This is a genomic window from Microbacterium sp. USHLN186, assembly GCF_037145155.1.
Classification (GTDB): domain Bacteria; phylum Actinomycetota; class Actinomycetes; order Actinomycetales; family Microbacteriaceae; genus Microbacterium.
Window position 1 is genome coordinate 298,984 of sequence record NZ_JBBCYA010000002.1, and the last position, 20,246, is coordinate 319,229.

Here is a 20,246-nt window from a genome sequence, read left to right on the forward strand (position 1 = left end):
AGGCGGTCAGGCGGCGTCCCCGACGAGGATAGCCGCTGCGTCGTCGGCCGCACCGCGGGCCGGATCGTCGATGTGGGCCAGGGCGCGCCTGCCGAGCAGCACCGTCAGGGCGGCGATCAGCACAGCCGCTGCGGCGAACAGGTAAGGGACGGTGTCGCTGAACGCGTGCGCGAGGGCGGCGGCCACCGGGGGAGCCATCGCCCCGCCGAGGAAGCGCACTGCGGAGTACGCCGACGATGCCACCGAGCGGGGCAGGTCGGTTGCCTCCATCACGGCCTCGGTCAGCACGGTGTTCATCACACCCAGCAGCAGTCCGCCGACGACGATGCACACCACGAGGGCGGCGGCATTGCCGACCACGAGACCGGCGGCGATGAGATCGACGGCGAGCAGCGGCAGCGTGACGAGGATGACCGATGTGCGTGAGGTGCGGCGCATCAGCGCGGGAGCCACCCAGACGCTCGTGACGGCGAGGGCCACACCCCATCCGAAGAAGGTCAGGCCGATGCCCATGGCTCCGAAGCCGAGGGGAAACGGCGAGAACGCCAGAAGCACGAAGAAGCCGATGTTGTAGAACAGCGCGGCGACGGCGAGCACGGCGAGTGCCGGCCGGCGAAGCGCGCGGAACGGGGCGGAGAACGGCATGGGCTCCCTGCGCTCGCCATCGGGGCGCACGAGTGCGAGCACGGCGATGAAGCCGATCGCCATGAGGGCGACGACGCCGAAGAACGGACCGCGCCAGCTCAGCTCACCCAGCAGCCCGCCCAGCAGCGGACCCACGGCGATACCCAGACCGAGGGCTGCCTCGTAGAGCACGATCGCGGCACCGCTGCCCCCGGCCGCGGCGCCCACGATAGTGGCGAGGGCGGTGGAGATGAACAGCGCGTTGCCCAGCCCCCAGCCGGCGCGGAAGCCGATCACCCAGTCGACGCTGCCGCTCATCGCGCACAGCAGTGCGAAGATCACGATCAGCCCGAGACCCACCAGCAGCGTGGCCTTGGCCCCGATGCGGCTGGAGATCCAGCTGGTGATGAGCATTGCGAGCCCGGTCACCAGCAGGTAGCTGGTGAACAGCAGCTCGGTCTCGACGGGGGAGGCCTGCAGCGAATCCGCGATCGCGGGCAGGATCGGATCGACCAGACCGATGCCCATGAACGCGACGACGCAGGCGAACGCCACCGCCCAGACCTGTGCGGGCTGTCGCCAGACCGATCCCTGTGGTGTTCCGCTCATTCGCTGGCTCCTGTCGTCGTTTCGTCTGCTGTCGTCGGGTCGTCGGCTGTGCTCTGCGAGCGCTCGCCGAGGATGGCGGCGGCGCGTTCCATCGCGTCCCAATCCGCGCGGCTCAGCCCGCTGAAGCGCGGGGCGAGCGTGGCGCCCAGCTCCGCGCGCCACTCGTGCAGCGCGCGGATGCCGGCGGCTGTCGCGTTCACGACCGTGGCACGCGAGTCCGCCGGGTCGGCCGTGCGCTCCACGAGACCCGCCTTCTCGAGCGAACCGATCAGCCGGGTCATGCCCGGCTGGGTCGTGCGCGATGCGGACGCCAGGGCACCCAGGCGCATGCCGCCCTGCTGGCTCAGGATGCTGAGCGCACGCCACTGCGCGGACGGCGCCTCGTTTCCCGCGTCATGTGCGGCGACCCTCGCCAGCGCGTGCGCGGCGAGCACGATCGCAGTGATGGCTTCGGCTTTTTGCATACCCCACAGTATATACCTCCTGGTATAGAATCGGCTAGCGCCGTGCGCCGGCGATCCGGGAGGAGAGCTGATGCGCGTGGGAGAGCAGCGTGCGACCCAGCTGCGGCAGACGATCGGGCGCGAAGCGGAACTCCACCCCGGTGATGCTCAGCGCCCATTCCGGACGGCCTTCGCGATCGAACACCGCCGCCGCCATGCCCCACGACCCCTCGACGATCAGGCCCGGGTTGACCGAGTAGCCGTGCGCCTTCGTCTCGCGCAGGCGGCGGCGCAGCGGCCCTTCGCCGTGAGCGGCGCCCCACCGTTCGACCAGCTCCGGATGCCGCTCCAGGTAGGCATCCACATCGTGGTCAGGCAGGAAGGCGAGGATCGCGAGACCCGCACTGGCCACCCCGAGCGGGAAGCGCACCCCCTCGCTGAGGACGAAGGAGCGGATGGGAAACGATCCCTCCTCCCGCATGAGGCACACGGTCTCGTCGGCGCGACGTGTGGAGAGGAACGCGCTCTCCTCGGTCTTCACCGCCAGTGAACGCACGATGTCGCGAGAGAGCTCGGTGATGTCGTAGCGCGCCGCCGCGACCGTTCCCATCAGATAGAGCTCCGGCCCTGGCATCCAGCGGGCGGTGGCGGCGTCCTGGTCGACCAGGCCCTCCACCCGCAGCGCGGTCAGGAGCCGATGGGCGGTGGAGCGGCTGAGGCCGGCATCCCGTGCCAGGGACTGCAGCGTCGCACCATCCGGCGACGACGAGACCAGGCGCAGCAGCGCCGCCGCTCTGGCCACCGCCTGGGCGCCGGGGACGGATCGTCTGCCGCTGGAGTGCTGTTCCACATCGTGGACGCTAGTCGCCTTGCCGACCACATCGCAAGCGCCGCCTTGCCCGCCGGCCCGCGCCGGACGGATGCTGGAGGAATCGCACACGAAGGAGTGGTCTTGATCGACAAGCAGTTCGCATCCGCGGCCGAGGCCGTGGCAGACATCCCGGACGGCGCCTCGCTCGCCGTCGGCGGCTTCGGTCTGTCGGGCAACCCGATGAAGCTCATCGAGGCCCTGCACGCGCAGGGCACCGGCGGTCTCAGCGTCGTCAGCAACAACTGCGGCGTCGACGACTGGGGCCTCGGCATCCTGCTCGGCGCCCACCGCATCAGCAAGATGACCTCGTCCTACGTGGGCGAGAACAAGGAGTTCGAGCGCCAGTTCCTGGAGGGCGACCTCGAGCTCGAGCTCACCCCGCAGGGCACGCTGGCCGAGAAGCTGCGTGCCGGCGGCTCCGGTATCGCCGCGTTCTTCACCCAGACGGGCGTCGGCACGCAGGTCGCCGAAGGCGGGCTGCCCCGGCGCTACAGCGCCGACGGCGCGATCGCGGTGGCCTCTCCCGTCAAGGAGGTGCGCAGCTTCGACTTCCACGGGGAGCAGCGCGACTTCGTGCTCGAGGAGTCGATCACCACCGATTTCGCGCTCGTGCACGCGCTGAAGGGCGACCGGCACGGCAACCTCATCTTCAACAAGGCCGCGCGCAACTTCAACCCGCTGGCGGCCATGGCCGGGCGCATCTGCATCGCGCAGGTGGAGGAGCTGGTCGAGCCGGGCGAGCTGGATCCCGACTGCATCCACCTGCCCGGCGTGTACGTGCACCGGGTGGTCGAGGTCGGCGCGGACATCGAGAAGCGCATCGAACGACGCACCGTCCAGGAAGGAGCCTGATCATGGCGCTCACCCGCATCGAGATGGCGGCCCGTGCCGCGCAGGAGCTCGCCGACGGCGAGTACGTCAACCTGGGCATCGGCCTGCCGACCCTGGTGCCCAACCACGTCCCCGAGGGCGTCACCGTCGTGCTGCAGTCCGAGAACGGCATCCTCGGCGTCGGGCCGTACCCCACCGAGGAGAACGTCGACCCCGACCTGATCAACGCCGGCAAGGAGACCGTCACCCTCCTGCCGGGGGCGGCGTTCTTCGACTCGGCCACCAGCTTCGGCATGATCCGGGGCGGGAAGATCGACGCCGCGATCCTCGGCGCCATGCAGGTGTCGGCGAACGGCGACCTGGCGAACTGGATGATCCCGGGCAAGATGGTGAAGGGTCCCGGCGGGGCGATGGACCTCGTGCACGGCGCCGGCCGGGTGATCGTCCTGATGGAGCACGTCGCACGCGACGGGTCGGCCAAGATCGTGGACGAATGCTCGCTGCCGCTGACCGGCAGGGGAGTGGTCGATCGCATCATCACCGATCTCGCCGTGATCGACGTGACCGACGACGGGCTCGTGCTCGTCGAGACCGCGCCCGGAGTGAGCGTCCAGCAGGTAATGGACGCCACCGAGCCCACACTGACCATCGCAGATACGCTGAAGGAGAGCTCATGAGCGACATCGTCATCGTCGCCGCCGCCCGCACCCCCCAGGGCCGTCTGAAAGGACAGCTCGCCTCGTTCACCGCACCGCAGCTCGGCGCGCTGGCCATCCGCGGCGCGCTGGAGCAGGCCGCGATCGCCCCGGATGCCATCGACGCCGTCATCATGGGGCAGGTGCTCGCCGCGGGCTCCGGCCAGAATGCCGCGCGTCAGGCGGCTGTGGGGGCGGGGATCGGCTGGGATGTTCCCGCCAGCTCGGTGAACAAGGTCTGCCTCTCGGGGCTGACGGCGATCATCGACGCGGCGCGCATGATCCGCACCGGGGATGCCACCACTGTCGTCGCGGGCGGCATGGAGTCGATGACCCGCGCCCCGCACCTGCTGATGGGCTCACGCGATGGCTGGACCTACGGCAGCGTCGAGGTGCTCGATCACATGGCCTACGACGGACTCACCGACGCCTACGACCGCGAGAGCATGGGAGCGTCGACCGAGCGCCACAACCCGCGCTTCGAGATGACACGCGAGATGCAGGACACCATCGCCGCGCTCTCGCACCAGCGTGCCGCGGCCGGTCTGGACTCGGGCGTATTCGAGGCAGAGATCGTGCCGGTCACCGTGCCGCAGCGCAAGGGCGATCCGCTCGTGCTGACGAAGGACGAGGGGGTACGTCCCGGCACCACCGTGGAGTCCCTCGCAGGGCTGCGACCCGCGTTCGCCGAGGGGGGCACGATCACCGCCGGCAACGCCTCGCAGATCTCCGACGGCGCGGCCGCCGTCGTCGTGACGACACGCGAGAACGCCGACGCCCAGGGGTGGTCCGTGCTGGCTGTGATCGGCGCCAGCGGGCAGACCGCAGGGCCAGACAACTCGCTGCAGGCGCAGCCCGCTCAGGCCATCCGTCGAGCGCTCGACAAGCAGGGCATCGGCGTGGCCCAGCTCGATCTCATCGAGATCAACGAGGCGTTCGGCGCGGTCGTGGCCCGGTCGCAGCAGGAGCTCGGCGTCTCGAGCGACATCGTCAACGTGCACGGCGGCGGCATCGCGATCGGACACCCCATCGGCGCCAGCGGCGCGCGTCTGGTGGTGCATCTCGCGCACCAGCTGGCTCAGCGCGGCTCGGGCACCGCTGTCGCGGCGCTGTGCGGCGGCGGCGGGCAGGGCGAGGCGCTCATCCTCACCCGCTGAGATGTGCGCGCGACGGGGTCAGCGCTTCTTCGAGATGCGTTTGACCTCGTCGCGGCGCTTCGCCCGGCGATCCTTCTTGTCGGGCTTGGGGGCGAACGGCGAGTCGGCCGCCACCGGCAGCCCCTTCTCCTGTCGGCGCATGTCCTTCACCCCACCGATCGCCAGGGAGAGCGTGATGATCCAGCTCACCCAGGCGAGCACCGCACGCCAGGTGATCTGCTGGCTGCGGGAATGGCGCAGCAGAGTGAAGCCGGTGGTGATGGCGCTGAAGAGGCCGGTGTGAAGCAGATAGCGCATGCGACCACGCTAGCCGAGGCGGACGCCTGCTCCGGTAGGGTTGACAGCTGATCCTGCTGTGTATCTACCGGCCGCCGGCACTCCGGCGGACAACGGCGGCACCCGACCTGCGTCGTTCGACGTGCGAGAGCCATGACACAGACCACCCCTTCCTCTTCCAGCCTGCTGCGCCTGGCCGGCCTGCCGTACTTCCTCATCGCTTTCACTGCGCGACTGCCCTTCGCGATGATGGTGGTCGGCGTGCTGACGATGGTGGTCACGGTGCGCGGATCGCTGTCGCTCGGCGGGCTGACCTCCGCCTCAGTGGGGCTGGGTACCGCGCTGGTCGGCCCGTTCCTCGGCGCGGCGGCCGATCGGTGCGGGCAGCGGCCGGTGCTGCTGGTGTGCGCCGCGGTGAACGCGACCATGCTCGCCAGCTTCGCGGTCGTCGTGTACACGCCGCTCGCCGACGCCGTGGTGCTGCTGTCGGCCTTCGCGATCGGAGCGAGCGCCCCCCAGGTGTCGCCCATGTCGCGGTCGCGGCTGGTGACGCTGATCGCCGAGCGGATGCCGGCGGAGCGCCGGGTCCGCACGACCTCGTCGACCATGTCGTACGAGTCCGCCGCCGACGAGACCGTGTTCGTCTTCGGGCCGTTCCTGGTGGGCGTGCTGGCGTCGCTCATCGCGCCCTGGGCGCCCATCGCGATCGCGTCGCTGCTGACCCTGGTCTTCGTGGGCGCGTTCGCGCTGCATCCCACCGCGCGGCACGTGTCGGCGCAGCGCCGCTCGGACGGCAGCGCGCCGTCATCGGCCACCGAGCTGTTCCGGCCAGCGTTGCTGGTCGTCGTGGTCGGCATCTTCGGAGTCGGGCTGTTCTTCGGCGCGTCCCTCACCTCGCTCACCTCGTTCATGGCGGACCGCGGCGCCCCCGAGCAGGCCGGCCTGCTGTACGGCGTGATGGGCGTCGGATCGGCGGTGCTCGCCCTGGGCGTGGCCTGGCTGCCGGCGCGGTTCACCCTGCACGCGCGCTGGCTGGTATTCGGCGGAATCCTCCTCGGTGGATCGGTGCTGTTCGCGCTCGCCGAGACGGTGCCCCTCATGCTCCTCGCCCTCGCCGTGGTGGGCGTCGGGGTGGGGCCCACCATCGTCACGCAGTACAGCCTCGGCGCTGCGCGCAGCCCGCTCGGCCGTTCCGCGACCGTGATGACGATGCTCGGCTCGGGAGTCGTCGTAGGGCAGGCGGCGGCGTCCGCCGTCACCGGCGCAATCGCCGAGCAGGGCGGTTCGGCACCCGCGCTGCTGATGCCGCTCGTCGCGGCCGCCGTCGTGGTGATCGCGGGGATCGGCAACCGGCTGCTCAGCCCCGTGCAGCGCTGACACCGACTCCCGGGCTCGTCAAGGCCCGGCGGTGCATCCGCGGCCTGGGTAGCCTGGAGACACCGAACAGAGGAGTCACATGGTCGCCGCAGAGTTCGTGGTCGTCGCCAATCGCCTTCCGGTGGACCGGATCGTCACGCCCGAGGGTGAGGAGATCTGGCGCACCTCGCCGGGCGGCCTGGTCGCCGCTCTCGAGCCGATGATGCGCAGCGTCGACGGGGCCTGGGTCGGGTGGGCAGGCCAGCCGGACCTCGAGTTCGCGCCGTTCGAGGCCGACGGCATCCGCCTGCTTCCGGTGACGCTGAGCGAGCAGGAGGTGCGCGACTACTACGAGGGGTTCTCCAACGACACCATCTGGCCGCTGTACCACGACGTGATCGCGCCGCCGCAGTACGACCGGCAGTGGTGGGAGGCGTACGTCACGGTCAACCTCCGCTTCGCCGAGGCCGCCGCCGCCGCGGTCGCCGAGGGCGGCACGGTGTGGGTGCACGACTACCAGCTCCAGCTCGTGCCCGAGATGGTGCGCGGGCTGCGCCCCGATGTCACCATCGGCTACTTCCACCACATCCCGTTCCCGGCGCATGGCCTGTACGCGCAGCTGCCCTGGCGGGACCAGGTGCTGCGCGGACTGCTCGGCGCCGACGTGATCGGCTTCCAGCGCGCGCAGGACGCCTCGAACTTCCTCGCCGCCGCCAAGCGGCGTCTCGGCCACGAGACCAAGGCGACGAGCATCACCCTGCCCGACGGGCGCACGCCGCTGGTGAAGGCGTTCCCCATCTCGATCGACACGACCCCATACCGCGAGCTGGCGCAGCGCCCCGACATCCGCGCTCGCGCGATGGAGATCCGCGAGGGGCTCGGCCACCCGAAGCACATCCTGCTCGGCGTCGATCGACTCGACTACACCAAGGGCATCCGGCACCGCATCAAGGCGTACGGAGAACTGCTCGATCAAGGGCGCATCTCGGTCGAGGATGTCGCCTTCGTCCAAGTGGCCAGCCCGAGCCGTGAGCGGGTGGACGCGTACATGCACCTGCGCGACGAGGTGGAGCTGTCGATCGGCCGGATCAACGGCGACCACGACACCCTCGGTCACACGGCGATCCGCTACCTGCATCAGGGCTTCCCGCGCGAGGAGATGGTGGCCATGTATCTCGCCGCAGACGTCATGCTGGTCACGGCACTTCGCGACGGCATGAACCTCGTCGCGAAGGAGTACGTCGCCACTCGCTCCGACAACCGCGGTGTGCTCGTGCTCAGCGAGTTCGCCGGTGCCGCCGACGAGCTGCGTCAGGCTCTGCGGGTGAACCCGCACGACATCGAGGGACTCAAGGACGCGATCGTGGATGCCATCGAGATGCCGCGCCCCGAGCAGGGCAAGCGCATGCGCGCGCTGCGCAAGCGCGTGCTCGAGAACGACGTCACCGCGTGGTCGCGGTCGTTCCTGAAGGCGCTCGATCACGCGGGACGCCATCGCCACCGCGGACACGGGCACGGTCACGCTCACGAGCACAGTCCCGCCGACGTCGCGGGGGAGGGGGAGCAGTGATGACGCACACCTGGGACCACGCAGCTCCCGACGACGCCGTCGAGCGGATCGCCCGCACACCACGCCTGCTCGTCGCCCTCGACTTCGACGGCACGGCATCCGAGCTCGTCGACGATCCCATGTCGGCGCGCGCGGTGCCCGCGGTGCGCGCCGCGATCGAGCGCCTGAGCGAACTGGCCGACACCACCGTCGCCTTCGTCTCCGGTCGCAGCCTGGTGCACCTGCGCGAGATCGCCGAGCACGCTGACGACTCGCCGATCGTGCTCTCGGGTTCGCACGGCGCGCAGTTCTGGTACCCGGGGGAGGGGGAGGCAGGCAGCGAGGACGGCGAGTCCGAGCGCGAGCTGCGCGATGCGATGCTGGATGAGTTGACCCCCCTGATCGCGGAGTATCCGGGCGTGGAGCTGGAGCGCAAGACCTTCGGCATCGGCGTGCACGGGCGACCCGCGTCGGCCGAGGTGGAGAAGGCCGCCTTCACCGCCGTGGACGAGGTGTTCGCCCGACGTGCCGCGCACTGGCGGCGGCGCACCGGCGACCGCATCCTCGAGTACGCGTCGCGGGACGAGGGCAAGGACACCGCCATCTCGGTGCTGCGCGAGCGCACCGCCGCCACCGGCATCCTCTTCGCGGGTGACGACGTGACCGACGAGGACGCGATGCGCGTGCTCGGGGCGGACGACCTCGGGGTGCGGGTGGGACCGGGACAGACAGCCGCAGCGCTGCGTGTGGAATCCCCACAGCAGATCGCGGAAGTTCTGGACGTCATCGCGTCGGTGCGGAGCACCCGGCCGGAATAGACTTCCGTCATGTCCACCCGTGATTCTCAGCCCGGCGCGACCGGCAGCGCTCCCGACATCGACATCAAGCCCCGCAGCCGCGTCGTCACCGACGGGATCGAGGCGACCACCTCGCGGGGCATGCTGCGTGCGGTCGGCATGGGCGACGCGGACTGGGACAAGCCGCAGGTCGGGATCGCCTCGAGCTGGAACGAGATCACCCCCTGCAACCTCAGCCTGGACCGTCTGGCGCAGGGCGCGAAGGAGGGCGTGCACTCCGGCGGCGGCTACCCGCTGCAGTTCGGCACCATCTCCGTCTCGGACGGCATCTCGATGGGGCACGAGGGAATGCACTTCTCGCTCGTTTCCCGCGAGGTCATCGCCGATTCGGTCGAGACCGTGATCATGGCGGAGCGGCTGGACGGGACGGTGCTGCTCGCCGGGTGCGACAAGTCCATCCCCGGCATGCTGATGGCCAGCGCTCGCCTGGGGCTCTCGAGCGTGTTCCTGTACGCCGGATCCATCGCACCAGGATGGGTCAAGCTCTCGGACGGAACCGAGAAGGACATCACGATCATCGACTCCTTCGAGGGAGTCGGCGCCTGCCGCGCCGGGCGCATGACCGAGGAGGACCTCAAGCGCATCGAGTGCGCGTTCGCCCCGGGCGAGGGCGCCTGCGGCGGCATGTACACCGCCAACACCATGGCCTCCGTCGCCGAGGCCCTCGGACTGAGCCTGCCCGGCTCCGCCGCCCCGCCCGCCGCCGACCGCCGCCGCGACTACTTCGCGCACCGCTCCGGCGAGGCCGTCGTGAACCTGCTGCGCCAAGGCATCACCACGAAGGACATCCTCACCAAGGAGTCCTTCGAGAACGCCATCGCGCTCGCCATGGCCCTCGGCGGCTCCACGAATGTGGTGCTGCACCTGCTCGCCATCGCGAACGAGGCCGGCATCGAGCTCTCGCTGCACGACTTCAACCGCATCGGCAGCCGCACCCCGCACGTGGCGGACATGAAGCCGTTCGGCCAGTACGTCATGAACGACGTCGACCGCCACGGCGGCATCCCGGTCATCATGAAGGCGATGCTCGACAAGGGGCTCATCCACGGCGACGCGCTCACCGTCACCGGCAAGACCGTGGCTGAGAACCTGCGCGAGCTGAACCCGGACCCGGTCGACGGCGACGTCATCCACACCTTCGACAACCCGATCCACTCCTCCGGCGGCATCACGATCCTGCACGGCTCGCTCGCCCCGGAGGGCGCCGTGGTGAAGTCGGCCGGTTTCGACGCCGACGTGTTCGAGGGACCGGCACGCGTCTTCGAGCGCGAACGGGGCGCGATGGATGCCCTGGCCGCCGGAGAGATCAACCCCGGCGACGTGATCGTGATCCGCTACGAGGGCCCCAAGGGCGGCCCGGGAATGCGTGAGATGCTCGCCATCACCGCGGCCATCAAGGGCGCGGGCCTCGGAAAAGATGTACTACTCTTGACGGACGGACGATTCTCAGGCGGCACAACCGGCCTGTGCATCGGCCACATAGCACCCGAAGCGGTGGACGCCGGTCCGATCGCCTTCGTGCGCGATGGTGATCTGATACGGGTCGATATCGCGGCTCGCTCCCTCGAGCTACTCGTCGAGGAGTCCGAGCTGAACTCCCGCCGGGAAGGCTGGGAGCCGCTGCCCCCGCGCTACACCCGTGGCGTCCTCGCCAAGTACTCCCGTCTCGTGCGCTCCGCCGCACAGGGAGCGGTGACGGGCTGACCCTTCGACAAGCTCGAGGACGCAACGTCCAGAGCGTATGAGACACCAAGGATGCGAAATGACTCCTGACACCGCGCCAGCCGTGCCGCGGCCGCCCGCACGCCCCGCCGCCGCCCCTGAGCTCACCGGAGCTCAGGCCGTGGTCCGCTCGCTCGAGAACCTCGGCGTCACGGATGTCTTCGGCATCCCGGGCGGCGCCATCATGCCGGTCTACGACCCGCTGATGGATTCGTCGGGCCTGCGGCACGTGCTGGTACGCCACGAACAGGGCGCGGGGCACGCGGCGGAGGGCTACGCCTCGGCGACCGGCAAGGTCGGCGTGTGCATCGCCACCTCCGGCCCGGGCGCGACCAACCTCGTCACCGCCATCGCCGACGCCTACATGGACTCCGTGCCGCTGCTGGCCATCACCGGGCAGGTGTTCTCGACGCTGATGGGCACGGACGCGTTCCAGGAGGCTGACATCGTCGGCATCACGATGCCGATCACCAAGCACTCGTTCCTGGTCAAGTCCGCCGCGGACATCCCCGGTGCGATCGCGGCCGCGTACGAGATCGCCTCGACGGGGCGCCCCGGCCCCGTGCTGGTGGACATCACGAAGGACGCCCAGCAGCAGGTCGCCCCGTTCATCTGGCCGCCCAAGATCGACCTGCCCGGCTACCGCCCGGTCACCAAGGCGCACGGCAAGCAGATCCAGGCCGCGGCGGCGATGCTCGCCGAGGCGAAGAAGCCCGTGCTGTACGTGGGCGGCGGTGTGATCCGCGCGCATGCCTCCGCCGAACTGCTCACGCTGGCCGAGTCCACCGGTGCGCCGGTGGTCACGACCCTGATGGCCCGCGGCGCCTTCCCCGACTCGCATCCGCAGCAGCTGGGGATGCCGGGCATGCACGGCACCGTCCCCGCGGTGCTCGCACTGCAGGAGTCCGACCTCATCGTCTCGCTGGGCGCGCGCTTCGACGATCGCGTCACGGGCAAGGCCGCGCTGTTCGCGCCGGACGCCAAGGTCGTGCACGTCGACATAGACCCGGCTGAGATCTCCAAGATCCGCACAGCGAACGTGCCCATCGTGGGCGACGTGCGCGAGGTGCTCGTCGACCTCGACACGGCCTACCGTGGGGCGATCGCCGGGCGCAAGCCGGACACCGACGAGTGGTGGTCGTACCTGGACGGACTGAAGTCGGAGTTCCCACTGGGCTACGCGTCCACCGACGACGGTCACCTCTCGCCGCAGTACGTGATCCAGCGCATCGGCGAGCTCACCGGCCCGGAGGCGGTCTACGCGTCGGGCGTCGGCCAGCATCAGATGTGGGCGGCGCAGTTCATCAAGTACGAGCGGCCGAACTCCTGGCTGAACTCCGGCGGCGCCGGCACGATGGGCTACTCGGTGCCTGCCGCGATGGGGGCCAAGGTCGCCGAACCGGATCGCGTGGTCTGGGCGATCGACGGCGACGGCTGCTTCCAGATGACGAACCAGGAGCTCGCGACCTGCGTCATCAACAACATCCCGATCAAGGTCGCCATCATCAACAACTCCTCGTTGGGCATGGTGCGTCAGTGGCAGACGCTGTTCTACGACGGTCGGCACTCGAACACCGACCTGAACACCGGCCACGGCAGCGTGCGCATCCCGGACTTCGTCAAGCTCGCCGAGGCGTACGGCTGTCTCGCGCTGCGCGTCGAGACCGAGGACGAGGTGGATGCCGCGATCAAGACCGCTCTGGAGACAGACGATCGGCCCGTGGTGATCGACTTCGTGGTGAGCGCCGATGCGATGGTGTGGCCCATGGTGCCGCAGGGTGTGAGCAACAGCTACATCCAGTACGCCCGCGACCACGCCCCGGCGTTCGACGAGGAGAGCTGAGCCATGTCCACCCACGTGCTGAGTCTGCTGGTCGAGGACACTCCCGGCATCCTGACCCGCGTCGCCGGCCTGTTCGCGCGCCGTGGCTTCAACATCCACTCCCTCGCGGTCGGTGTGACCGAGGTCGCCGGCATCTCGCGCATCACCGTGGTGGTCGACGTCGACGCCCTGCCGCTCGAGCAGGTGACCAAGCAGCTGAACAAGCTGGTCAACGTCATCAAGATCGTCGAGCTGGAGCCGTCGACGTCCGTGCAGCGCGAGCACATGCTCATCAAGGTGCGCACCGACAACAACACGCGCTCGAACATCCTCGAGATCGTGAACCTGTTCCGCGCCTCCATCGTCGACTACGCTCCCGACGCGCTCGTCGTCGAGGTGACCGGGGACCAGGGGAAGGTGCAGGCGCTGCTGCGCGCCCTCGATCCGTTCGGCATCAAGGAGCTCGCGCAGTCCGGCCTGCTCGCCATAGGACGCGGCGGCAAGAGCATCACCGAGCGCGTCCTGCGCGGCTGACCCCTCGACGATACGAACTTCTGGGTCCCTGAGCCTGTCGAAGGGCCCGCAAACCACTAGCAAGGAGAAAGAACACCGTGAGCACCGAGATCTTCTACGACGCGGACGCCGACCTCTCGATCATCCAGAGCAAGAAGGTCGCGATCGTCGGCTACGGCTCGCAGGGCCACGCCCACGCGATGAACCTGCGCGACTCGGGCGTCGAGGTCGCCATCGCCCTCAAGGAGGGCTCGAAGTCGATCGCCAAGGCCGAAGAGGCCGGCTTCCCCGTGAAGAGCGTCGCCGACGCGGCCGAGTGGGCGGACGTCATCATGATCCTCGCGCCGGACCAGCACCAGCGCACCATCTACAACGAGTCGATCAAGGACAAGCTGACCGCAGGCAAGGCGCTCGCCTTCGCGCACGGCTTCAACATCCGTTTCGGCTACATCGACGCTCCCGAGGGCGTCGACGTGATTCTGGTCGCCCCCAAGGCGCCGGGGCACACCGTGCGTCGCGAGTTCGTCGCCGGGCGCGGCATCCCCGACATCATCGCGGTCGAGCGCGACGCCTCCGGCAAGGCGTGGGACCTCGCCCTGTCGTACGCGAAGGCCATCGGCGGCACCCGGGCCGGCGTCATCAAGACGACCTTCACCGAGGAGACCGAGACCGACCTGTTCGGCGAGCAGGCCGTGCTGTGCGGCGGCATGAGCCACCTCGTGCAGGCGGGCTTCGAAACCCTCGTCGAGGCGGGCTATCAGCCGCAGATCGCCTACTTCGAGGTGCTGCACGAGCTCAAGCTCATCGTCGACCTGATGTGGGAGGGCGGCATCGCCAAGCAGCGCTGGTCGATCTCGGACACCGCGGAGTTCGGCGACTACGTGTCGGGCCCGCGCGTCATCGACGCCGGTGTGAAGGAGCGGATGCAGGGCGTGCTCGCCGACATCCAGTCGGGCGCATTCGCGAAGCGCTTCATCGAGGACCAGGACAACGGTGCCGAGGAGTTCCTCGCCCTTCGCGAGAAGGAACAGGGACACCCCATCGAGGCGACCGGCAAGGAGCTGCGTTCGCTGTTCGCCTGGAAGTCGCAGGACGAGGACTACGTCGAGGGCAGCGCCGCGCGCTGACCGTCGGCAAGAGAGGGAGGCACCTGTTCGCGGGTGCCTCCCTTCTTCGTCTTTGCCGTTGAGACATCGGATGTCTGTGCAAGGATGAGTGCATGCGACAGGAATGGTTCGACACCGCGCGCTTCGGCATGTTCGTGCACTTCGGTGTCTACAGCATCGCCGCGCGGCACGAGTGGGTCCAAAGCTATGAGCGACTGTCCGACGACGAGTACCGGCAGTACTTCGACCATTTCGAGCCCGACCGCTTCGATGCCCGCGCACTCGCGCGTCGCGCGAAGGAGACCGGGATGTCATATGTCGTGCTCACCGCCAAGCACCACGACGGCTTCTGCCTGTTCGACTCGGCCCTCACCGAGTTCACCGCGCAGCACGCGTGCGGCCGCGACCTCGTGCGCGAGTACGTGGATGCTCTGCGCGCCGAGGGCCTCCGGGTGGGGCTGTATTACTCGCTCATCGACTGGCACCACCCCGACTTCACCGTCGACTGGAACCACCCGCGCCGCGACGATGCGCACGCCCCGGCCCTCAACCAGGACCGCGAGATGGCTCGCTACCGCGAGTATCTGCACAGGCAGGTTCGCGAGCTGCTCACCGGCTACGGAGCGATCGACTATCTCTTCTTCGATTTCACCTATCCGGAACATCGCGAGGGCTGGGCCGGGAAGGGGCCGGAGGACTGGGACGCCGCCGCGCTGCTGCGGCTGTGCCGCCAACTGCAGCCCGACATGCTGGTCAACGACCGACTCGGCATCCCCGCCGACCTCGTCACTCCGGAGCAGTACCAGCCGACATCTCCGCTGGTCGTCGACGGCGTGCCACAGGTGTGGGAGGCGTGCCAGACGCTCAACGGCTCATGGGGCTACCACCGAGACAACACCGATCAGAAGTCGCCGACGCTGCTGGTGCAGATGCTGGCCGACTCGGTCTCGATGGACGGCAACATGCTGCTGAACGTCGGCCCCGACGGTCGCGGTGCACTCGCACCCCGGGACGTACGCACACTCGACGAGATCGGCGAGTGGATGCTGCTGCACCGCGATGCCATCGTCGGCGCCGGCCACACCGACTTCACCCCGCCGCGCGAGGGCGTCTACACGCGTCGCGGGAACCGGCTCTACCTGCACCTGTTCACCTGGCCGCTCGGCTTCGTGCACCTGCCGGCTCTCGCGGGGCGGGTCGCCTTCGCCCGGCTGCTGAACGACGGGTCGTGGTTGAGGACCTCGGTGACCGATCCGGGGCAGCAGGCGTCGCACATGACGCCGGCCGGCGAGGCGGACGGGACGCTGACCGTGCACCTTCCGGTGCGGCGGCCGGATGTGCTGATGCCGGTGATCGAGCTGACCCTCAACTGAGCGCGGCTCAGGCGGCGGGCAGTTCGAGGGCGTCCAGCGCCAGCCGCGCCGCGCCCAGCACGATCGCATCCGCACCCGTGCCCGCGGCTTCGATGCGCAGCGTCTGGGTCGCCAACGGGTGGCAGGCCTCGTACACGCGACTGCGCACCGCGGCCAGGAAGGGTTCGGAGGCGCTCATGCTCCCAGTCAGGAAGACAGCGTGCGGGTTGAAGAAGTTGACCATCCCCGACAGGGCCTGGCCGAGGTGAGTGCCCGCCGTGCGCACGAGCGTGGTGGCGACCGGGTCGGCGTCGCGCGCGAGCGCCAGCACCTGTTCCGCCGAGCGGATGCCGGTGATGCCCCGCTCGGTCATCTGGCGCACGAGGCTGGCGCCACTGGCCACCGTCTCGAGGCAGCCGGTGTTGCCGCAGGAGCAGGGCACGTCGCCGCCTCCGTCGATGCGGGTGTGCGTGATGTCGCCGGCTGCGCCGCTTGCGCCGCGATGCACGTGACCCCCGACGATGATCCCGCTGCCGATCGCCGTGCCCGCCTTCACGGTGATGCTGTGCTGAGAGGTGCCGAACTGGGCGCGGTGCTCGCCGAGAGCGGCGAGGTTCGCGTCGTTGTCCACCACGACGGGTGCACTTCCGAATCGTCCGCGCAGGTGGTCGCCGACGCGGAAACCGGCCCACCCCGGCATACGGGAAGGCTGATCAACGCTGCCCGACTCCACGCGCACGGGTCCCGGGAGCCCCACTCCGACGGCTCGCACAGGTGAGCCGGTCACCATCTTCTCCATCGCCGCGCCGATAAGCACGAGCGTGCGCTCGGGCCCTTCCGTCAGGTCGATGGGGATGGTCTGGGTGCGCTGGATCGCTCCAGACAGACCGTGACGACCGATGCGGGCATGGCCGCCTCCGAGATCGGCGGTCAGCACGACCCCGCCGTCATCCGCGACGCGCAGCATGCGCGGACGTCGTCCGCCGCGCGAGCTGCCCTCACCGGCCTCCTGCAGCACCCCAGAATCCAGCAGGGCCTGCACGCGCAGTCCGACGGTCGAGGCCGCGACGCCGAGCTGAGCGGCCAGCTGGGAGCGCGAGCGAGCCCGCCCGCTGGCGACCAGGTCCAGGATCCGGCGGGTGTCGTCAGTCGTCGTGGCGGCCATGCTGCTCGTCTCTCATCGATGTCGGTGCGGCCCGGTCGGAAAAAACATCCGATGTTCGGCTTGCGCTTGGAATCGAATCATGACACGGTAACTTCCTGCAAAACAATCAGATGTTGTTTCGAAGACCGAAATAACGGTCCAGCACCTTGAGCAAGGAGGCATTCAATGAAGAAGATGCGGGTGAGCGCCATCGCTGTCATCGCGGTCGGCGCGGTCGCGATGACCGGCTGCGCGAGCGGGAGCGGCAACGCGAACGGCGGAGCAGACGGAGACGCCATCGTCGTCGACATGTGGTCCGGCAGCGAGGACGACACCGCCGCGCTCGAGGCGCAGATCGAGGTGGCGAAGAAGCAGAACCCCGATCTCAAGATCGAGCTGCGCACCGCGCCGTGGGGAGACTTCTTCACCAAGCTCACGACGAACATGGCCTCCGGCAACATGGCGTGCGTGACGGGGATGAACTCCGGCCAGCTGGCCAGCTACACGGACGGCTTCGTCAAGCTGACCGCCGACGACCTGAAGACCGCCGGGCTCGCCGAGAGCGACTTCGCCGACGGCGCGACCGAGATCCTGAAGAACAAGGGCGACATGTACGGTCTGCCGTTCGACGTCGCGACCATGCTGACGTACTACAACAAGGACATGCTCACCGCAGCCGGCGCCGACATGCCCGCCGTGGGCTGGACCTTCGACGACTTCGAGGCCATCGCCAAGAAGGCGACGACCGGGGGCAAGTACGGCTTCGGCATCGGGATGGGCGACTTCCAGTGGCAGGCGCTGCCCATCGCGAAGTCGGGCACCCAGCCGGTCGCCGAGGACGGCACGCTGCAGCTCACCGACAAGGACTTCGTGTCGGCCGCCGAGTGGTACGCCGGTCTGGTCACCGACCAGAAGGTCGCCGCGCCGGTGGCATCCGCCTCCGACACCGGCTGGGGCGAGAACCAGTTCACCGGCCAGAACGCGGCGATGGCCGTCGACGGCACGTGGAACGCCGTGGGCTACCTCACCAACGACGACGGCTTCGCCGCGGGTATGGCGCCGCTGCCCACCGGGAAGAACGGCGATCTCAGCCTCATCCTCGGCTCGGGCTTCGGTATCGCCAAGTCGTGCGAGAACAAGGAGGCGGCTCTGAAGGTGCTCGGCTCGCTGCTCAGCAAGGACGCGCAGGATTACATCGCCTCGTCCGGGCGCAGCTACCCGGCGCGTGCCGAGAGCCAGCCGCTGTACTTCGAGTCGCTCGACGAGGCCTACCGCGACGAGGTGCAGTCGGTGTTCGACGCAGCCTTCGCCAACGTGCAGGGCCAGTACGTCTCGGACAACTGGGCCAAGGTCGGCACCTTCGTCCAGCCCGAGCTCGTGAGCGTCTACAACGGTCAGACGTCCATGAAGGACGTGCTCACCTCTGCACAGCAGCAGTTCGGCAACTGACACATCGATCCGGGGCACTCGCCCTGAAAAAGGAAACGCAGATGACCATCTCGACCGCCCCGCAGCGTCGTCGCGGGTCGTTCGCCAAGGTCGAGGCGCGCCAGGCGCTGGGCTTCGCAAGCCCAGCCCTGGTGGGCCTCGCCCTGTTCACGATCGTGCCCGTCGTCTTGTCCGTCGTGATGAGCTTCTTCGACTGGCCGACCTTCGGCGATCGCACCTTCAACGGCGGAGCCAACTACCTGCGCCTGTTCGAGGACCCGAACTTCCTCCCGTCGCTGCGCAACACGCTGGTGTTCACGGTCCTCTACGTTCCGGTCAGCATCGCGCTCTCATTGGCGCTCGCGCTCGGCCTCGGCCCCCGCATCCGCGGCCGAGGGGCGCTGCGCGTGCTGTTCTTCATCCCGGTCGTGACGCCGATGGTGGCGAACGTCCTCGTCTGGAAGATGCTGCTGCAGCCGCAGGGCCTGTTCAACGGCCTCGCACAGACCTGGTTCGGCGTGGAACTACCGAACTTCCTCGCCGACCGGCAGTGGGCGATGATCATGGTCGTCGTCATGAGCGTCTGGCAGGGACTCGGCTACAACATGCTCATCTTCTCCGCGGCGCTGGAGCAGCTGCCCGAGAGCGTGGTGGAAGCGGCCCGCATCGACGGCGCGCGGGGACTGCGCATGATCTGGAGCGTGATGATCCCGATGATCTCGCCGGCGATCTTCTTCGCCACGATCATGACCATGATCACCTCGCTGCAGGTGTTCGTGCAGCCGCAGCTGCTCACCGGCGGTGGCCCGGGCAACTCAACCATGCCGCTGGTCATGTGGATCTACAACCAGGGCTTCAAGTTCCAGGATCTCGGTCTCGCGGCCGCAGGCGCCTGGATCCTGTTCGCCCTCATCATCATCATCACCGCGCTCCAGTTCGGGGCGCAGAAGAAGTGGGTGCACTATGAGCACTGACACCGTCGTCCAGCCGGTTCTCACCGCCACCCCCGACGACGTGCACGTGCACGTCGAGGGACGCCGGGGCCGTGCGCCCATAACACCCGCGGCACGCGTGCGCCTGATCATCGGCCACATCAGCATCTATGTCGCCGCCGCGCTGTTCATGCTTCCGCTGGTCTACGCGTTCTTCTCCGCCCTGAAGCCGAACAACGACATCTTCTCGATGCCACCGCGCCTGATCGGCTCGGAGGTGCGCTGGTCGAACTTCGCAGAGGTGTTCGCCTTCGGCCCGTTCTGGACCTACATCGGCAACTCGCTGTTCACCTCGGTCGCCGGCACGCTCGTCGTGCTGCTGGTCTCGACCACGGCCGGCTACGCCTTCGGACGGCTGCGCTGGAAGGGCCGCGATGCGGTGTTCGTGCTCTTCCTGGCGACTCTCATGGTGCCCGCAGAGGTGCTCGTGATCCCCATGTTCCAGGTCATGCAGTGGTTCGGGTGGGTCGACACCTACCAGGCCCTGATCTTCCCGTTCGCGTTCACCGCGTTCGGCACCTTCCTGATGCGCCAGTTCTTCCGTGGCATCCCCTACGAGCTCGAGGAGGCCGCGCGCGTCGACGGAGCCGGGCCGCTGCGCTGCTTCCTGCGAATCATCCTGCCGCTGTCGACCTCTGCGGTGGCGGTGCTGGCGGTGTTCACGTTCCTGTCCTTCTGGAACAGTTATCTCTGGCCGCTGATCGTCACGGTCGACTACAACGCGCACGGGACGCTGCCGGTGGGACTGGCCAGCTTCTCCGGCCTGACGGGCACGCGCTGGGACCTGCAGATGGCCGCGTCGATCATCTCGATGATCCCGACCACGCTGCTGGTCGTCGCGCTGCAGAAGCACCTGGTCAAGGGGATCGCCATGGCCGGACTCGGCGGGCGCTGATCCC

General features: G+C 68.8%; 19 protein-coding genes. 14 read left to right on the forward strand and 5 right to left on the reverse strand.

Annotation, left to right across the window (positions count from 1 at the left end):
• Positions 1–6 precede the first annotated feature (6 nt).
• Genes WFG93_RS05445 through WFG93_RS05455 form a run of 3 tightly spaced genes read right to left on the reverse strand, consistent with a single transcriptional unit; the run spans position 7 to position 2,526 of the window.
• Complete coding sequence (locus tag WFG93_RS05445) at positions 7–1,233, reverse strand: MFS transporter (RefSeq protein WP_336645309.1); 1,227 nt, start codon at positions 1,231–1,233, stop codon at positions 7–9.
• Positions 1,230–1,697, reverse strand: coding sequence for a MarR family winged helix-turn-helix transcriptional regulator (locus WFG93_RS05450; protein ID WP_336645310.1), 468 nt, complete (start codon positions 1,695–1,697; stop codon positions 1,230–1,232). The genes WFG93_RS05445 and WFG93_RS05450 overlap by 4 nt, the downstream gene beginning before the upstream one ends.
• 34 nt (positions 1,698–1,731) lie before the next feature.
• Positions 1,732–2,526, reverse strand: coding sequence for an IclR family transcriptional regulator (locus WFG93_RS05455; protein WP_336645311.1), 795 nt, complete (start codon positions 2,524–2,526; stop codon positions 1,732–1,734).
• A 102-nt stretch (positions 2,527–2,628) separates the two neighbouring features.
• On the opposite strand from WFG93_RS05455, the gene WFG93_RS05460 reads away from it, so the two are divergent.
• Genes WFG93_RS05460 through WFG93_RS05470 form a run of 3 tightly spaced genes read left to right on the forward strand, consistent with a single transcriptional unit; the run spans position 2,629 to position 5,230 of the window.
• Positions 2,629–3,399 (forward strand): CoA transferase subunit A, encoded by a 771-nt coding sequence (locus WFG93_RS05460; RefSeq protein WP_336645312.1) that lies wholly within the window; start codon positions 2,629–2,631, stop codon positions 3,397–3,399.
• A 2-nt stretch (positions 3,400–3,401) separates the two neighbouring features.
• On the forward strand, positions 3,402–4,055 hold the full coding sequence (locus WFG93_RS05465; protein WP_336645313.1) for a CoA transferase subunit B: 654 nt from the start codon (positions 3,402–3,404) through the stop codon (positions 4,053–4,055).
• Positions 4,052–5,230, forward strand: a complete 1,179-nt coding sequence (locus WFG93_RS05470) for an acetyl-CoA C-acetyltransferase (RefSeq protein ID WP_336645314.1) — start codon at positions 4,052–4,054, stop codon at positions 5,228–5,230. The genes WFG93_RS05465 and WFG93_RS05470 overlap by 4 nt, the downstream gene beginning before the upstream one ends.
• An 18-nt stretch (positions 5,231–5,248) precedes the next feature.
• Here WFG93_RS05470 and WFG93_RS05475 read toward each other — a convergent pair whose 3' ends face one another.
• Positions 5,249–5,527, reverse strand: a complete 279-nt coding sequence (locus tag WFG93_RS05475; protein ID WP_336645315.1) for a hypothetical protein — start codon at positions 5,525–5,527, stop codon at positions 5,249–5,251.
• Between the two features lie 132 nt (positions 5,528–5,659).
• On the opposite strand from WFG93_RS05475, the gene WFG93_RS05480 reads away from it, so the two are divergent.
• The 8 genes from WFG93_RS05480 to WFG93_RS05515 all read left to right on the forward strand — a co-directional run bounded on the left by WFG93_RS05480 (position 5,660) and on the right by WFG93_RS05515 (position 15,804).
• A complete protein-coding gene (locus WFG93_RS05480; RefSeq protein WP_336645316.1) occupies positions 5,660–6,883 on the forward strand; it encodes an MFS transporter in 1,224 nt (407 codons plus the stop codon).
• A gap of 79 nt (positions 6,884–6,962) precedes the next feature.
• Positions 6,963–8,432 (forward strand): alpha,alpha-trehalose-phosphate synthase (UDP-forming), encoded by a 1,470-nt coding sequence (locus WFG93_RS05485; protein ID WP_336645317.1) that lies wholly within the window; start codon positions 6,963–6,965, stop codon positions 8,430–8,432.
• On the forward strand, positions 8,432–9,229 hold the full coding sequence (gene otsB, locus WFG93_RS05490) for a trehalose-phosphatase (RefSeq protein ID WP_336645318.1): 798 nt from the start codon (positions 8,432–8,434) through the stop codon (positions 9,227–9,229). Before WFG93_RS05485 ends, otsB begins: the two co-directional genes overlap by 1 nt.
• Positions 9,230–9,238: 9 nt before the next feature.
• The gene (gene ilvD / locus WFG93_RS05495) at positions 9,239–10,972 is read left to right on the forward strand and encodes a dihydroxy-acid dehydratase (protein WP_336645319.1); all 1,734 of its coding nucleotides are present in this window, start codon (positions 9,239–9,241) and stop codon (positions 10,970–10,972) included.
• A 58-nt stretch (positions 10,973–11,030) separates the two neighbouring features.
• Positions 11,031–12,833, forward strand: a complete 1,803-nt coding sequence (locus tag WFG93_RS05500) for an acetolactate synthase large subunit (protein ID WP_336645320.1) — start codon at positions 11,031–11,033, stop codon at positions 12,831–12,833.
• Positions 12,834–12,836: 3 nt separating this feature from the next.
• Positions 12,837–13,346: an acetolactate synthase small subunit gene (gene ilvN / locus WFG93_RS05505; protein ID WP_336645321.1), complete on the forward strand. Its 510-nt coding sequence runs from the start codon at positions 12,837–12,839 to the stop codon at positions 13,344–13,346.
• A 77-nt stretch (positions 13,347–13,423) separates the two neighbouring features.
• A complete protein-coding gene (gene ilvC / locus WFG93_RS05510) occupies positions 13,424–14,452 on the forward strand; it encodes a ketol-acid reductoisomerase (protein ID WP_336645322.1) in 1,029 nt (342 codons plus the stop codon).
• A gap of 92 nt (positions 14,453–14,544) precedes the next feature.
• Positions 14,545–15,804 (forward strand): alpha-L-fucosidase, encoded by a 1,260-nt coding sequence (locus WFG93_RS05515; protein WP_336645323.1) that lies wholly within the window; start codon positions 14,545–14,547, stop codon positions 15,802–15,804.
• Between the two features lie 7 nt (positions 15,805–15,811).
• On the opposite strand, the gene WFG93_RS05520 is transcribed toward WFG93_RS05515, so the two are convergent.
• Positions 15,812–16,948, reverse strand: a complete 1,137-nt coding sequence (locus tag WFG93_RS05520) for an ROK family transcriptional regulator (protein WP_336645324.1) — start codon at positions 16,946–16,948, stop codon at positions 15,812–15,814.
• Between the two features lie 180 nt (positions 16,949–17,128).
• Here WFG93_RS05520 and WFG93_RS05525 point away from each other — a divergent pair, with 180 nt between their 5' ends.
• The 3 genes from WFG93_RS05525 to WFG93_RS05535 are packed head-to-tail and all read left to right on the forward strand — an operon-like array spanning position 17,129 to position 20,242.
• Positions 17,129–18,376 (forward strand): ABC transporter substrate-binding protein, encoded by a 1,248-nt coding sequence (locus WFG93_RS05525; protein WP_336645325.1) that lies wholly within the window; start codon positions 17,129–17,131, stop codon positions 18,374–18,376.
• 41 nt (positions 18,377–18,417) lie between these two features.
• On the forward strand, positions 18,418–19,329 hold the full coding sequence (locus WFG93_RS05530) for a carbohydrate ABC transporter permease (protein ID WP_336645326.1): 912 nt from the start codon (positions 18,418–18,420) through the stop codon (positions 19,327–19,329).
• Complete coding sequence (locus tag WFG93_RS05535) at positions 19,319–20,242, forward strand: carbohydrate ABC transporter permease (RefSeq protein WP_336645327.1); 924 nt, start codon at positions 19,319–19,321, stop codon at positions 20,240–20,242. The genes WFG93_RS05530 and WFG93_RS05535 overlap by 11 nt, the downstream gene beginning before the upstream one ends.
• Positions 20,243–20,246: the final 4 nt, after the last annotated feature.